We start from the raw sequence: 12,938 nt of genomic DNA on the forward strand, positions 1-12,938 counted from the left end.
CCCTTACCGGCAAACTGGCGATTTCTCTCTAGCCCTTCAGGCGGCCGGCTGTTCCATGCGTCCGGCGGCCCGGGCAAAGCCCTCGGAAATGGCGACGCGCATGGCTTCGCGCGCGCCCTGCGGGTTGCGCTCGTCTATGGCCTTGGCGATGGCCCGGTGCACGCCCACGGTCTGGGCGAGGGCCTCGGGTTCGTTGACCGGCGAGGAAATGGTGAAGGCCGCAGTCAGCGCCATTTCCACCAGCGCACTGATCGAAGCCATGAAAGGATTGCCCGAGGCGTCAGCGACCGCCTTGTGGAATTCAAGGTCGTGCCGGGCAAAGTCCTCGGGCGTGCGCGCCGCTTCCATACGGTCGACGGCGCCGATGAGCATTTGCGCCTGTTCGTCGCTTCGCCGCTCTGCCGCAAGGGCGGCCGCTTCGATCTCGATGCCGATTCGCACTTCTGCGAGGCTCTGCAGAAACCGCACGTCCGGACCCAGCTCGAAATGCCAGGCGAGCACGTCGGCATCGAAGAGGTTCCAGCGGTTGCGCGGCAGCACGCGCGTGCCGATGCGGGCCCGCGCCTCGATCAGGCCCTTGGCCGCCAACGTCTTCAGCGCTTCGCGCAAAACGGTGCGCGACACGCGAAAACGCTCGAGAAGCTCGGTGTCCGGCGGCAGGATGGTGCCCTCGGCATATTGGCCGGAGACGATGGCAAAACCCATGTCCCAGAGCACGTCGGAATGGAGATTGCGCGCCAGATTGCGGCCCGACAGGGCGGCGATGAGGTCGCCGGAGTGGCGCGCCTTGCCGCCAGATCGATCCATGCTGGGCTACTCCTTGGTCATTGATCGGGGCGACCTAAGCACAGTCGAATAAGTGTGACAATAATGGTCCCCGGCCGAGGCTGGACAGAGTGGTCCCGGCTCGCCATGGTGCGCCCACCAAATCTTCCGAATTCTTCGCAGGACCAAGCCATGACAGATCAAGCCCAACTCGATGCCGTTCTCGCCCATGTGGATGCGGGCCTCGACCAAAGCCTCGAGCGGCTCTTTGATCTCTTGCGCATCAAGTCGATCTCGACCGACCCCGCCTTTGCCGCCGAGTGCCAGAAGGCCGCCGATTGGCTGGCCAGCGAACTCAATGGCCTCGGCTTTGACGCCAGCGCCCGCAAGACGCCGGGTCACCCGGTCGTCGTCGCCCATGGCCCCGAACAGGCCGGCCCGCACGTGCTGTTCTATGCTCACTACGACGTGCAGCCGGTCGATCCGCTGAACCTGTGGAATTCGGACCCGTTCGATCCGCAGATCAAGGAAGACCCTGCCGGCCGGAAAATCATCGTGGCGCGCGGCGCTTCCGACGACAAGGGCCAGATGCTGACCTTTATCGAAGCTTGCCGCGCTTATAAGGCAGTTACCGGCAGCCTGCCGGTAAAGGTATCGCTGATGCTCGAAGGCGAGGAAGAATCCGGCGGCAAGAACCTGCCGCCCTTCATGCGCGACAATGCCGAAGAGCTGAAGGCCGACATTGCGCTGGTCTGCGACACCGATATGTGGGATCGCCAGACGCCCTCGATCACCACCATGCTGCGTGGTCTGGTGGCCGACGAAATCGTCGTCACTGCCGCCGACAAGGACCTGCATTCGGGCATGTTCGGCAATGCTGCGCGCAATCCCAATCAGGTGGTTGCCGAAATCATCGCGAGCCTCCGCGCCCCCGATGGCTCGGTGACGCTGCCCGGCTTCTACGACGACGTCGCCGAAATCTCGCCCGAACTCAAGGCGCAGTGGCAGGGACTGGGCTTTGACGAAAAGGCCTTCCTCGGCAGCGTCGATCTTTCGGTTCCCGCGGGCGAACAGAACCGCTCCGTCCTTGAAATGCTCTGGTCGCGCCCGACCTGCGAAATCAACGGCATGAGCGGTGGCTACACCGGCGACGGTTTCAAGACTGTCATTCCGGCGAAGGCGTCGGCGAAAATCTCGTTCCGCCTGGTTTCGGGCATGGACCCCAAGAAGATCCGCGCCGCCTTCCGCGCCCATGTCGAAAAGATGATCCCTGCCGATTGCTCGGTCGAATTCATCCCGCATGGCGGCTCGCCCGCCATTACCGTCCCTGCCGATGGCGAATTCCTGCGCAAGGCGCTGGCCGGTCTTTCTTCGGAGTGGGGCAAGCCGGCCGTCATTACCGGTTCGGGCGGCTCCATCCCGGTCGCCGGCGATTTCAAGTCGATCCTCGGCCTCGACACGCTGCTCATCGGCTTTGCGCATGTGGACGACCAGATCCACAGCCCCAACGAGAAGTACGACCTCGATAGCTTCCATCGCGGCATCCGCTCGTGGGTGCATGTGCTCGCGGCGCTGTCGAAATAAGGCTTCTTCTTCGGCGTACTGGCGCTGCGAGCCGCCGCCATCGGGACATGCCCGGTGGCGGCGGCTTTTCTTTTGGTGTGGCGACTAGGCTAGCACCAGCGCGAGGATCGCCAGAACCGCTGGCACGGTCTGGATGAAGAGGATTTTCCGGCTGGCGATGGCGGCGCCGTAAATGCCAGCCACGGCAACGCAGGCGAGGAAGAATAGTTTTACCTGCCAGGCAAATTCGGGCTCGGGCTGTACAAGGCCCCAGATGAGCCCGGCAGCGAGAAAGCCATTATAGAGCCCCTGATTGCCCGCGAGGGTTTTCGTCGCGGTGGCAAATTCCGGCGTCAGCCCAAAGGCCTTCTGGCCGCGCGGGCTGGTCCACCAGACCATTTCGAGCAGTACGATATAGATGTGAATGAGGGCGACGAGCCCGGTGAGAATATTGGCTACGAGCGCCATGCGCTGCCCCTATGTTCAGTGTCGATCTAACGGCTTTAGCCGTTGAATTTGCGCAGCAGTTTTTCCATGCGTTCGCGCTTGGCCTTCTGCATCATACCGTCAAGCCGTTCGCGGACAATGGCGAGAAAGCCGGGCCGGGCTTCCGGTGTGATGACGCTGGCCGTTTCCTCCGCATAGGTGGGAAACTGGTTCGGCGCGGCGTGTTTGAGACGCTCCACCAGAATCGGCACGGCCTTGTCGGCATAGCCGGAGCGGGCGAGCTTCACCAGCAGCGAGGTGCAGCGATCCTTGGCGATGACCGAGCCGCGATCGGCGGCCTCGATCACCTGCGGCAGTTCCGCCGCAATCTCGGCGGCGCGAATTTCGGCAACGCTGTCGAGCGCCGTCATGGCGCCCCAGACCTGGCGATTGGTCTTGCTCTTCAGCGCCTCGAGAAAAACCGGACAATAGGTGCCGATCAGTTCGGGCCGGCGCGCGCCGACCTCGTAAAGCACTTTCATCGCGTCATTGCGCTGGCGGTCCCCGCCGTTGCGTACGAGTTCGACGAGCTCGGCAATTCCTGCTTCATTGCCCGAGGCGGCAAGTTCGGCCGCGAGTTCCTCATTGGGGCCCTCGTCCCGTCGGTCGAGGGCTCCCGAGAGGCGTCCGGCAATGCTGCCGCCGGTCGCCATCACGCCTCCACGGCAACGTCGAGCGCCAGTTCCACCATGTCCTTAAGCGAGGTCTGGCGGGCGTCGGCGCTGATTTCCTCATGGGTGATGAGGCAATCGGTCATGGTGCAGATGGTCAGGGCCTTGACCCCGAAGCGGGCGGCCAGGGTGTAGAGCGCAGCCGCTTCCATCTCGACGCCGATGACGCCGTGGTCGGGCAGCTTGTCGTAACCGGCAAAGCCGTCGACGTGATAGAAGATGTCCGAGGACAGCATATTGCCGGCATGGAATTTGAGGCCCTTGGCATCGGCCTTGTCAGCGGCCGAGCGCAACAGGCCGAAATCGGCGATAGGAGCGAAGTTGAAGGCGCCGAACCGGCCCTTGACGATCGCGCTGTCGGTCGAGGCTGCCTGGACCAGGATCACATCACGCACCTTCACCTTGGCATTGAGCCCGCCGCAGGTGCCAACGCGGATCAGGGTCTTGGCGCCGTAGGTATTGATCAGTTCATGCACATAGATCGAGAGCGACGGCTGGCCCATGCCTGAAGCCTGTACCGAAATCGGCTTGCCCTTCCAGGTGCCGGTATAGCCAAGGCAATTGCGCACCGAATTGACCAGTTTCGGGTTCTCGAAAAAGGTTTCGGCGATCCATTTGGCGCGCAGCGGGTCGCCGGGAAGCAGCACGGCTTCGGCATAATCGCCCTGTTTTGCGTGATTGTGCGGGGTCATGCCGGCTCTCCTCTTGGCTCTTGCTGCCCCGAGCTTTGCCACCCAAGTGCCGCGTTGACAATCCTGCCGCCGCGGAACGTCCCCCGCCGCCAAAGCATTCCCCTTCCAATGAGGCAAAGGAGGCTCTCGATGTCCGATCGAATCGAAGCCAAAGTCACTCACAGTTTTCGCGCCAGTCCCGAGCGCGTCTTTGACGCTTTCGTCGATCCCGCTCTCGCCCGTCGCTGGCAGGTCGCCTGGCTCAGGCGCTCGGGGCAGGTAGGCCGGCTCACCCGGTCCGAGCTCGATCCGCGCGTTGGCGGCAGTTTTGCCTTTGCCGACGAGCGCGAGGGTGGGGAAGCCAGCCACTGGGGCAAGTTCCTGGCGCTCGACCGGCCCAAGAAGATTGCCTTTACCTGGATTGTCGATGAGAGCGAGGTGGATGATCCGGGCGAGGTGACGCTGATCATCGAACCCGAGCCCAATGGTCCGGGCTGCGTCGTTACGCTCTACAATGGCATGGATGCACAGTGGGAAGACTGGCTGCCGCAAACCGAGAAAGCCTGGATGGCCATGCTCTGCGGTATCGAGGATGTCATAGAGCGGCGCGATATTCCGACGACGCTAAACGCTTGACGAGCCGGGTCATGGAGCCCATCTAGTCACCTGCAATTTTGCGCTGGAGCCAAGGACATGGTCGCGAAGATCTTTATCGACGGGGAAGCAGGAACCACGGGGCTGCAAATTCGCGAGCGCCTGGCCGGCCGTCGCGATCTCGAAGTCATTTCCATCGCTCACGAAAAGCGCAAGGACCAGGACGAGCGCAAGCGGCTGCTCAATGCTGCCGACGTTGCCATTCTCTGCCTGCCCGATGAGGCAGCCAAGGAAAGCGTGCGGTTGATCGAGAATGATACGACCCGCGTCATCGATGCCTCGACCGCCTATCGTGTCGATCCGACCTGGGCCTATGGCTTTGCCGAAATGGACAAGGGCCAGGCTGAAAAGATCGCCAATGCGCGCTTCGTCGCCAATCCCGGCTGCTGGCCGCAGGGCCTGATTTCTGGCCTCCGCCCGCTGATCACCGCTGGCTTGATCCCGGCCGACCATCCCGCCATCTATCACGGCATTTCCGGCTATACCGGCGGCGGTCGCCAGATGATCGAGGACTATGTGGCCGAGGGCGACAAGGCCAGCCAGTACATGCCCTATGGCCTGACCTTCCACCACAAGCACCTGCCGGAAATGAAGCTTTATTCCGGGCTCAAGCACGAACCGCTGTTCGAACCCGTGGTGGGCAATTTCGCGCAGGGCATGTCGACCTCGCTCCCCCTGCAGCTCGGGGCGCTGGCCAAGGTGCCGACCGGGGCGGACATCCATGCCGCCATCGCCGACCATTTTGCCGGCATCAAGGACAGTTTTGTCAAAGTCGCGCCCTATGATGCGAGTCTTGGCAAGACTTCTGCGCTCGATCCGCAGGCCCATAACGGCACCAATACGATGACCCTGCATGTCTTTGCCAATGACGCGCGGGCCCAGGTGGTGATTGCTGCGGTCTACGACAATCTGGGCAAGGGCGCGTCCGGTGCTGCCGTGCAGAACCTCAACCTGATGCTCGGCGTCGCCGCTGCCGAAAGCCTGGCGGCCTGAGCATGGCGGATTACAAGATCCAGCGCGAGGAAGGGCCGACCCGCGGCCGCTATGTCATCGACCTGGCGCCCGGGGCCGAGGCCGAGATGACCTATCGACGCGAAGCGGGCCGCATCATCGTCGACCATACCGGCGTGCCGAAGGAATTCGAGGGCCGCGGCATCGCCCTTGAACTGGTCAAGGCCGCCATCGCCGATGCTCGCGCCGAAAATTTCAAGATCACGCCGGTCTGCCCCTATGTCGTGGTGCAGTTCCGCCGTCACCCGGAATGGACGGATCTGCTGGCCTAGTGAAAGGCCCGCATGAGGGCGACGGTGAGCAGCACCAGCCCCATGCCGACAAACAACAGGCCGCCTGTCGCAAGATAGGCGGCGACCCCCAGAATGCCGCCAAAGATGAAGGCGGCCATGGCTCCGCCGTAGAGCTTCAGCCGCGCTGTCGCTTCGGCATCGCGCGTGCCCCCGCCGAGCAACCCCGCCAGCCCCAGCCCGATATCCGTCGCCATGCCCGAGACGTGGGTAGTTCGCACCCGCGCATTGGAAATCCGCGTCGTTGCCGCGTTCTGGATGCCCATGGCAAAGCTGAGGCCCAGGATCAGCCCATAGGAATGCAGCACTCCCAGAAGATGCGCACCGCCCAGCAGCAGCACGACCGTGCCCTCCAGCACAATGCCATAGGCATATTTGGCCCGGCTGCCCCGCGCGCCGCCCCACTGGATGAGAAGACCGGAAACCATGGCGCCCAGAATGAAGGTGGCGATGAAAAGCGCAAAAAGCCCCGCCAGGGGCCAGTCGCCGAGAGCCATGTGATCGGAAAAGGATGAGGCATTGCCGGTCATATTGGCCGAGAAAAAGCCGGCCGCCTGGAAACCGGCCGCGTTGAGCGCGCCGGCAATGGCGGCAAACAGCACGGCCAGCTGCCCGTCGATCCTGAACGTGCGCTTGTCGCCTTCACTGATCAGCATCGCTGCCTCCGCCGGGCAAAATTCCTGCCGGCCCGAAACCGGGTCAAAGGTCTGATAGCATCGATTTGGAAAGATTTGGTGGAGCTGAGCGGGATCGAACCGCTGACCTCGTCATTGCGAACGACGCGCTCTCCCAACTGAGCTACAGCCCCGCACCAATGGCTGAGATATGGACATAATTTGCGGTCACGGCAAGGGGGATAACGCTCTCCCCTTGCCCTCCGGAAGCCTAGGCCAGCCGCTGGGCGATCAGCGTCTCGGCGGTTGCCAGAAGCGCATCGGGTGCCGGGCGTAGCGGGCGGCCGAGCAGGGCGATGGCATCGCTGGAATCGAGGCGCTTGATGTAGCCGAGCTCGCCCATATTGTCGCGCATGTCGCGGTCGAAAAGCGCGTAGAGGCGCACCGCCCAATCAGGCATGCCCATTTGCGGAATGCGCCGTTCGGGGTAGCGCTGTTTTAGAATCTTGGCCGCTTCGAGGAAGAACAGGGTGCGCTCGCCCATCGGGAAGCGCTTGCCCCCGGCCTCCGGCGACGTCATGGCCGCAACATGGGCGGCGGCAACGTCGCGCACGTCGATCATGGTCATGGGAATGCGCGGTGCCGCCGGAATGGAGCCATCGATCAGCCGCTGCACGATCACCGCCGACGTGCCCGGATCATCGTCGAGCAGGGGCCCGAAAATGGCGCTGGGATTGATTACAGCGAGGGCATCGTGGCGGCCTGCCGCATCCATGATTTCCCAGGCGCGCCGCTCGGCCAGGGTTTTGGACTCCTGGTAGAAGTTGATGGCGCGGCCATGGAGATTGGTCCAGTCCTCGGCAGTAAAGGGCGTGTCGCGGCTCTTGTCATGGCCATAGGCTATGGCCGCCATGGACGAGGTGAGGACAATCCGCTCGACGCCCGCCTTGTTGGCAGCGTTGAGCGCGCGTTCCGTGCCCTCAACGGCGGGACGGATCAGCTCCATCTTGTCCTTGGGGATCTGGATGAGGAAGGGCGAGGCGGTGTGCTGGAGGAAGCGCACGCCTTCCATGGCTTCGTCCCAGCCGGCATTGCGCATGAGGTCGAGCGCGACGAATTCGAGGCGGGAGATATCGGCGCCATGACGCTTCAGTGTCTCCCGGACCTTGTCGGCGCGCTGGAGGTTGCGCACGCTGCCGCGGACGGTGTAGCCAGAACTAAGGAGTTGCAGGGCGACATGGCCGCCGAGAAAGCCGGAAATGCCGGTGAGCAGAACGCGATCGGTCATGATTGTTCTCCTGACGAATTGAACGATATATAGTGTAATCGTTCAATTCGTTCAAGATGTGGAGTTTGACGTGACGGAAACCAGCCTCGACCGCGCCGCCGAAAAGCGCCGCCGCATTCTCGATGCGGCGCGGCTGCTTTTTGTGCGCGAAGGCTTGCGGGGCACGACAATGGAGGCCCTGGCCCGCGCCGCGGGCGTCGCCAAGCCCACGCTCTATGGCTATTTTTCCGACAAGGACGCGGTTTTTACCGCCTTGCTCGATGATCTGTCCGAAGCCCTGACGGCCGCGTTCGAAGCGGGCATGGCGGGACAGGGCACTGTGGCGGAACGGATCGGCGCGGCGCTGGCCGGCAAATACGGCACCATCGCCGCCGTGGTCGAAACCTCACCCTTTGCCGAAGAGCTCTATTCCACCCATAGCCGCGTCTCGGCCCGCTTCCGGGCGCTCGATGTGCAGATGAACGAGTCCATCCTGAGCGCACTGCGCGAGGCGGGTGTGCGCGAGCCGACCGAACTCAACCGGCTGCTGCAGGCGGCCGCCTATGGCGTGGCGCGAAAACTCGTCGACGAAGTCTCCGTCCGCGCCGCCCTGCCGGTCCTTGCCGAACGGCTGATCACCCCGGAACTACCGCGCCAGTAGTCCTGTCGAGGCCCCGGCAGGACCTTCCTTGTCCCTTGTCCTAAGCGCTCTGCGTCTATCCCTTCCGTCGTCATTGCCGGGCGTGTCCCGGCAATCCACCTCACCAAGGCTCCTTAACCCGCCGATGGCATGGACCACCGGGACAAGCCCGGTGGCGACGACAAATTTATTCACCACTGGGCGTCCGAGCAGGTGAGGGGCGGTTCAAACCCGCTCCCAGGCCCCCGATTTCTCGCTGGCAAAAATCGCGTCCAGCACTTTCATCGAGGCAATGGCGTCTTCGATGCCATAGGGCAGGGGCTCTTCACCCAGAACTGCCCGGGCAAAAGCGGCAGCCTGTTCTGTATATTGGTCGCAGGCCGGCAGAATTTCGCGGCGCGCCAGCGAGCCGTCGATGGGCGAGCCGGTATCGATCAGGATTGCGGTCCGCTCGTCGGGCGGCGCGTTGTAGGGAATGACGATCTCGAGCTTGCCCTTGGTCCCGAAAACCTGCACGCGCTGATGCGGCGCGAGCTGGGTCGAGCAGCTGAAAGTCAGCCGCTTGCCGGTGCCAAAATCCATCATCACGCTGGCGAGCCGGTCGGTGCCGAAGCCGGGATCGCGCTCGACCAGGGAAACAACGCGCTGCGGCTCGCTCTCGAACAGGAACCGGCCGGTGGTCACGGGGTAGCAGCCGATATCGAGAATGCCGCCGCCGCCGATATCGGCCTGGTTGCGCACATTGTCGGGGCTGGCGTTGAAATAGGAGAAGACGGCGTTGATGGCGCGGACCTCGCCCAGCTCGCCCGAGCGGATGATGTCGCGGGCGCGTTGCCACTGCGGGTGGAAGCGGATCATGAAGGCTTCCATGACGATCCGGTCCCTGGGCGCCTGTCGTAGCTCTTCTGCCTCCGCCGCCGTGATGGCGATGGGCTTTTCGCACAGCACATGCTTGCCCGCCCGCGTGGCCGCGAGGGTCATCGGCACGTGCAAATGGTTGGGCAGGGGATTGTAGATGGCGTCGATCTCGGGATCGGCAAACAGCTCCTCATAAGAGCCATAAGCCTTGGCGATGCCGAGCTTGTCGGCCGCGTCCTGGGCCTTGGAGAGATCGCGCGAGGCAATGGCGACCACTTCGCAATTTGCCGCCTTCTGAATGGCCGGGGTGACCTTGGCCATGCCGATATTGGCGGTGGAGAGTATCCCCCAGCGAACTTTCTTGCTCATTTTTTCTCCTCTTGTTGCCCTTGGCCTAGCGTCTTGCGGGCCTGTCCCGCAAGCCCATGGCCGAAGCGTCCAACCGGTGCCTGCTCACGGGACTGTCATCGGGCCCGGCATTAACCGCATCGTAACCTGCCTACTTCTTGCCGATATCGCCATGCTATCGTCTTATCCTCGGCCAGAACGGCCGCCGGAGCGGGGACGCCACATGCAGCTCAAACCCAATGCCTTCCGCCTGAATGAAACGGTGCGGGGGGTGGAGACCATGACCCGCTTTGCCCTTGCCGTGCTGGCGCTGGCTTCGGGCGTCTATACCTATCTCGGCGTGCGCGGGTTGCTGGACGGTTCGGCAACCTTCGTCTTCTTCGCGGCCATCATCTATTCGGTCGCGGTATCGGTCGCCATCTATGCCTTCTGGAGCTTCATGCTCCGTTTCGTGCCGCTGGTAACCTCGGGCGTGCAGCGCATCGGCCTCTTCGTCACCATGGCCATTGGCTGTGCCATGATCATCGCCATGAGTTCCTGGCTCAATGCCGCCGCGCTCGCCGGTTCGGCCGCCACCGAGCAGCACATGGCTGTCACTCTGCAGGGCTATGCCGAAGATCTCGATCAGGCCCATGCCAATGCGCTTGCCGCACAAAGCCTGCTCCCCGACGTCCAGCGCGCCGCCGAGCGCTTTTCCGGCCTTGCCGCCGATGAGCGGGAATCGGGCGCACTGACCGGCACCACCGGCTCCGGCAGCGTCGTGCAATTGCTCACCCAGATGGGCACGCAGATGAACCAGCTTGCCGCCACCATTACCGGCAGCCGCGATGAGGTGGCCGGTCTTTTCGAACAGGGTTCCGCCCGGCTTGCCACCATGCGTGAACTGGTTTCCACCCCGGGCCAGGTCGAGCCACGCGCCGATGCCTTCCAGACCGAGGCCGTGCAGCTCTCGGCCGTCATCGCCGCCCTGCAGCAGACCGGCGTCGCCGCCTCGGTCAAGCGCGCCTCGGCCGATCTTTCGGCCGGCTTTATCGCGCCGGTCGCCGATGGCCGCTCGGCCGACCTTGCCAATCGGCAGGACCAGGTCATGGAAACCGTCCGCGCCTCGGTCGCCGCCCAGTCTAGCGCGCTCAGCGCTGCGGCCGACGAAATCCTGGCAACGCCAGCGGTCGAGCAGCGGCGCTACACCCCGCTTTCTTCGGCAGAAGCGGTTTTGCGCTACTGGCAGGATTTCATTCCATCCTGGGCCGGCGCCATTTCTATCGACCTGCTGCCGGTCGTGCTGGTTCTCGTGTTGATGATCGTCCACGACGCCATGCGGCGGGATTCGGAATCGCTTGAAGAGGCCGAAAACATCACGGCGGCCGAAATGCTCCGGGCTCTTGCCCTCTACCGCCGCATGGAGGCGGCAGGCATCGACGTCGCGACCGGTCAGCCAAAGCCGCTCGTTGAAAAGCCGCCCGCAGAACAGCCGCCGCTCGCTGCGGAAATACCGCCTGATGATGCCACCGTCACCCCCATCGAGGCTGCGCAGCGCAAACGCACCGACGGGCAGCGCCCGGCATGAAGACCGAAGCCAATGCCCGCCTGTCGTCGCGAAGCCCGGGCATTCTGGCCCGGCTCGCCGCCATCGAAGACGGCAGCATCATTCGCTTTGCCTTTTTCGCTCTGCTGCTGGGCACGGCCAGCGTGCTCTATGTCGATTTTCGCGACCTGACGCAGCAGCAGCAGCCGGCCGCGCTGGCGCCCAATGTCGTGCCGATCCTGCCGCCGGCCGATCCCGAACGCGGCGTCGCCGGCCGGCCCATGCCGCATATCACCTCGACGCCGGAAGCGCTGGAAAGCCCGCTCGCCATCACGCTCGAAGCAGGCGGTGCCCTCAAACTCACCGGCACGATCGACCCCGGCGCGGCGCAGCGCTTTGCCGACGAGATTGCAGCGCGCGGCGAATATGTGAAAACTGTAGTTCTTGATTCGCCCGGAGGGTCGGTGATGGACGCGCTGGAGATCGGCGCCCTCATCCAGGATAAAGGCCTTGCGACTGAGGTCGCAGCCGGAAACCTCTGTGCCTCGTCCTGCCCCATTATTTTTGCTTCAGGTGCCGAGCGACTGGCCTCGCCAGACTCCGCCATTGGTCTGCATCAGATCTATGCCGCCTCGCTTGGTGCGTCGGCGGTCGACGCGCTGGCCGTTGCCGGGGTGGCCATGTCCGATGCCCAGTCGATGACAGCACAGATCACCCGGCACCTGACAGAAAGCGGCGTCGATCCGGCCCTTTGGCTGCACGCGCTCGATACGCCGCCCGACCGGCTCTATTATCTTTCAGCAGAGGAGATGCAGCGTCTGAAGCTTGTCACGCATATGGTCGAGAATTGAACCTTCCGCCAGGAACCGCAGGAGGAGTGGTTCCGTTGGTGGATAGAGGGCCAAAGTGCCCAAACAAACTCGTATGGAGGAGGCTACCATGATCGCAACGCATACTTTGACGCGACACAGCGACATCCAGAGCTGGGTCACGGACCGCCATGGCATTCCCGCAGTTGCCCGTATCCGCGATCGCTTCGGCGACGAGAAGGCAAAGCTCCTGCTGCGCTTCGTGAGCAGCCACGGTGGCGAAATCGACGATGGCATGAGCCCGTGCTCGTGGACTGCCTGGTTCGCAGAACTCGACCGCCAGCAATTGGCGCTGAAAGTGACGCCCACCGGCGAGTGCGAACTCGTCCCGCGCGCCGCCCTCAACTAGCCGGCGATCCTGGGCCCGGGCCTTGTCCCGGGCTCTAACCCAATGGCAGTGATCGGCGCGACGCGGACTCGATCGCGGCCACGAGATTTTGCTTCGTAGAGCGCGGCGTCTGCCCGTCGCAACAAATCAGCAAGGCTCTCGCTACCCTGCATGGCGGCGATTCCGAACGAGGAAGTGATCACCCTCTCGCTGCCGCGTTCCTGAGGCGTCAATTCCCGTAGGCGCCGGCGTGCCGCTTCTGCGGCGCCCCGCGCCAGGGCAAGGTCCGCGCCGGGCAGCAATACGGCGAATTCCTCACCGCCCAGTCGGCCGATCACCGCTCGGAAATCGAAACTTGCTCGCAGCACCCGTCCAAAG

At 63.6% G+C, this 12,938-nt stretch carries 16 protein-coding genes and 1 tRNA gene; 8 read left to right on the forward strand and 9 right to left on the reverse strand.

The genetic code is table 11. The annotated features are described in order from the left end of the window. Positions 1-36: 36 nt before the first annotated feature. Positions 37-807: a FadR/GntR family transcriptional regulator gene (locus J0I64_RS17595; protein ID WP_291410611.1), complete on the reverse strand. Its 771-nt coding sequence runs from the start codon at positions 805-807 to the stop codon at positions 37-39. A 150-nt stretch (positions 808-957) separates the two neighbouring features. On the opposite strand from J0I64_RS17595, the gene J0I64_RS17600 reads away from it, so the two are divergent. After that, positions 958-2,349, forward strand: a complete 1,392-nt coding sequence (locus tag J0I64_RS17600) for a M20/M25/M40 family metallo-hydrolase (RefSeq protein WP_291410613.1) — start codon at positions 958-960, stop codon at positions 2,347-2,349. 84 nt (positions 2,350-2,433) lie between these two features. Here the strand turns inward: J0I64_RS17600 and J0I64_RS17605 are convergent, their stop codons facing one another. Genes J0I64_RS17605 through deoD form a run of 3 tightly spaced genes read right to left on the reverse strand, consistent with a single transcriptional unit; the run spans position 2,434 to position 4,177 of the window. After that, a complete protein-coding gene (locus J0I64_RS17605) occupies positions 2,434-2,796 on the reverse strand; it encodes a DUF1304 domain-containing protein (RefSeq protein ID WP_291410616.1) in 363 nt (120 codons plus the stop codon). 35 nt (positions 2,797-2,831) lie between these two features. After that, entirely contained in the window at positions 2,832-3,467 is a 636-nt protein-coding gene (locus tag J0I64_RS17610; RefSeq protein ID WP_291410618.1) for a hypothetical protein, read from the reverse strand. Next, the gene (gene deoD, locus J0I64_RS17615) at positions 3,467-4,177 is read right to left on the reverse strand and encodes a purine-nucleoside phosphorylase (protein ID WP_291410619.1); all 711 of its coding nucleotides are present in this window, start codon (positions 4,175-4,177) and stop codon (positions 3,467-3,469) included. The genes J0I64_RS17610 and deoD overlap by 1 nt, the downstream gene beginning before the upstream one ends. A 129-nt stretch (positions 4,178-4,306) precedes the next feature. On the opposite strand from deoD, the gene J0I64_RS17620 reads away from it, so the two are divergent. From J0I64_RS17620 to J0I64_RS17630, 3 genes are read left to right on the forward strand one after another with little or no spacing between them, the layout of a single operon-like run. Continuing rightward, positions 4,307-4,792, forward strand: a complete 486-nt coding sequence (locus J0I64_RS17620; protein ID WP_291410621.1) for an SRPBCC family protein — start codon at positions 4,307-4,309, stop codon at positions 4,790-4,792. 57 nt (positions 4,793-4,849) lie between these two features. Further along, positions 4,850-5,803, forward strand: coding sequence for an N-acetyl-gamma-glutamyl-phosphate reductase (gene argC, locus J0I64_RS17625; protein WP_291410624.1), 954 nt, complete (start codon positions 4,850-4,852; stop codon positions 5,801-5,803). A 2-nt stretch (positions 5,804-5,805) separates the two neighbouring features. Further along, on the forward strand, positions 5,806-6,093 hold the full coding sequence (locus J0I64_RS17630) for a GNAT family N-acetyltransferase (protein WP_291410626.1): 288 nt from the start codon (positions 5,806-5,808) through the stop codon (positions 6,091-6,093). On the opposite strand, the gene J0I64_RS17635 is transcribed toward J0I64_RS17630, so the two are convergent. From J0I64_RS17635 to J0I64_RS17645, 3 genes are all read right to left on the reverse strand, one after another. Next, positions 6,090-6,767, reverse strand: coding sequence for a YoaK family protein (locus J0I64_RS17635; protein WP_291410628.1), 678 nt, complete (start codon positions 6,765-6,767; stop codon positions 6,090-6,092). The two genes, J0I64_RS17630 and J0I64_RS17635, sit on opposite strands and share 4 nt — an antisense overlap. Positions 6,768-6,843: 76 nt before the next feature. Then, positions 6,844-6,919: transfer RNA gene (locus J0I64_RS17640), tRNA-Ala, on the reverse strand. 77 nt (positions 6,920-6,996) lie between these two features. After that, a complete protein-coding gene (locus tag J0I64_RS17645; RefSeq protein ID WP_291410630.1) occupies positions 6,997-8,013 on the reverse strand; it encodes an aldehyde reductase in 1,017 nt (338 codons plus the stop codon). Between the two features lie 70 nt (positions 8,014-8,083). On the opposite strand from J0I64_RS17645, the gene J0I64_RS17650 reads away from it, so the two are divergent. Beyond that, the gene (locus J0I64_RS17650; RefSeq protein WP_291410632.1) at positions 8,084-8,653 is read left to right on the forward strand and encodes a TetR/AcrR family transcriptional regulator; all 570 of its coding nucleotides are present in this window, start codon (positions 8,084-8,086) and stop codon (positions 8,651-8,653) included. 204 nt (positions 8,654-8,857) lie between these two features. Here the strand turns inward: J0I64_RS17650 and J0I64_RS17655 are convergent, their stop codons facing one another. Next, a complete protein-coding gene (locus tag J0I64_RS17655) occupies positions 8,858-9,859 on the reverse strand; it encodes a Gfo/Idh/MocA family oxidoreductase (protein WP_291410634.1) in 1,002 nt (333 codons plus the stop codon). 202 nt (positions 9,860-10,061) lie between these two features. Here J0I64_RS17655 and J0I64_RS17660 point away from each other — a divergent pair, with 202 nt between their 5' ends. The 3 genes from J0I64_RS17660 (at position 10,062) to J0I64_RS17670 (ending at position 12,581) form a co-directional block, all read left to right on the forward strand. Then, positions 10,062-11,405, forward strand: a complete 1,344-nt coding sequence (locus J0I64_RS17660) for a hypothetical protein (RefSeq protein ID WP_291410636.1) — start codon at positions 10,062-10,064, stop codon at positions 11,403-11,405. Further along, positions 11,402-12,214, forward strand: coding sequence for a hypothetical protein (locus tag J0I64_RS17665; protein WP_291410638.1), 813 nt, complete (start codon positions 11,402-11,404; stop codon positions 12,212-12,214). The genes J0I64_RS17660 and J0I64_RS17665 overlap by 4 nt, the downstream gene beginning before the upstream one ends. Before the next feature lie 88 nt (positions 12,215-12,302). Further along, the gene (locus tag J0I64_RS17670) at positions 12,303-12,581 is read left to right on the forward strand and encodes a hypothetical protein (RefSeq protein WP_291410640.1); all 279 of its coding nucleotides are present in this window, start codon (positions 12,303-12,305) and stop codon (positions 12,579-12,581) included. Here the strand turns inward: J0I64_RS17670 and J0I64_RS17675 are convergent. After that, on the reverse strand, positions 12,578-12,938 hold a 361-nt coding region (locus J0I64_RS17675; RefSeq protein WP_291410642.1), incomplete at its 5' end, for a diguanylate cyclase. The genes J0I64_RS17670 and J0I64_RS17675 overlap by 4 nt on opposite strands.

The organism is Devosia sp. (assembly GCF_017307565.1).
In the GTDB taxonomy this organism is placed as follows: Bacteria; Pseudomonadota; Alphaproteobacteria; order Rhizobiales; family Devosiaceae; genus Devosia.

Coding starts and splice junctions, on each gene's coding strand:
- J0I64_RS17660 (WP_291410636.1), top strand. CDS start 10,062: ATGCAGCTCAAACCCAATGCCTTCCGCCTGAATGAAACGGTGCGGGGG.
- deoD (WP_291410619.1), bottom strand. CDS start 4,177: ATGACCCCGCACAATCACGCAAAACAGGGCGATTATGCCGAAGCCGTG.
- J0I64_RS17645 (WP_291410630.1), bottom strand. CDS start 8,013: ATGACCGATCGCGTTCTGCTCACCGGCATTTCCGGCTTTCTCGGCGGC.
- J0I64_RS17655 (WP_291410634.1), bottom strand. CDS start 9,859: ATGAGCAAGAAAGTTCGCTGGGGGATACTCTCCACCGCCAATATCGGC.
- J0I64_RS17620 (WP_291410621.1), top strand. CDS start 4,307: ATGTCCGATCGAATCGAAGCCAAAGTCACTCACAGTTTTCGCGCCAGT.
- J0I64_RS17605 (WP_291410616.1), bottom strand. CDS start 2,796: ATGGCGCTCGTAGCCAATATTCTCACCGGGCTCGTCGCCCTCATTCAC.
- J0I64_RS17665 (WP_291410638.1), top strand. CDS start 11,402: ATGAAGACCGAAGCCAATGCCCGCCTGTCGTCGCGAAGCCCGGGCATT.
- J0I64_RS17595 (WP_291410611.1), bottom strand. CDS start 807: ATGGATCGATCTGGCGGCAAGGCGCGCCACTCCGGCGACCTCATCGCC.
- J0I64_RS17600 (WP_291410613.1), top strand. CDS start 958: ATGACAGATCAAGCCCAACTCGATGCCGTTCTCGCCCATGTGGATGCG.
- J0I64_RS17610 (WP_291410618.1), bottom strand. CDS start 3,467: ATGGCGACCGGCGGCAGCATTGCCGGACGCCTCTCGGGAGCCCTCGAC.
- argC (WP_291410624.1), top strand. CDS start 4,850: ATGGTCGCGAAGATCTTTATCGACGGGGAAGCAGGAACCACGGGGCTG.
- J0I64_RS17670 (WP_291410640.1), top strand. CDS start 12,303: ATGATCGCAACGCATACTTTGACGCGACACAGCGACATCCAGAGCTGG.
- J0I64_RS17635 (WP_291410628.1), bottom strand. CDS start 6,767: ATGCTGATCAGTGAAGGCGACAAGCGCACGTTCAGGATCGACGGGCAG.
- J0I64_RS17630 (WP_291410626.1), top strand. CDS start 5,806: ATGGCGGATTACAAGATCCAGCGCGAGGAAGGGCCGACCCGCGGCCGC.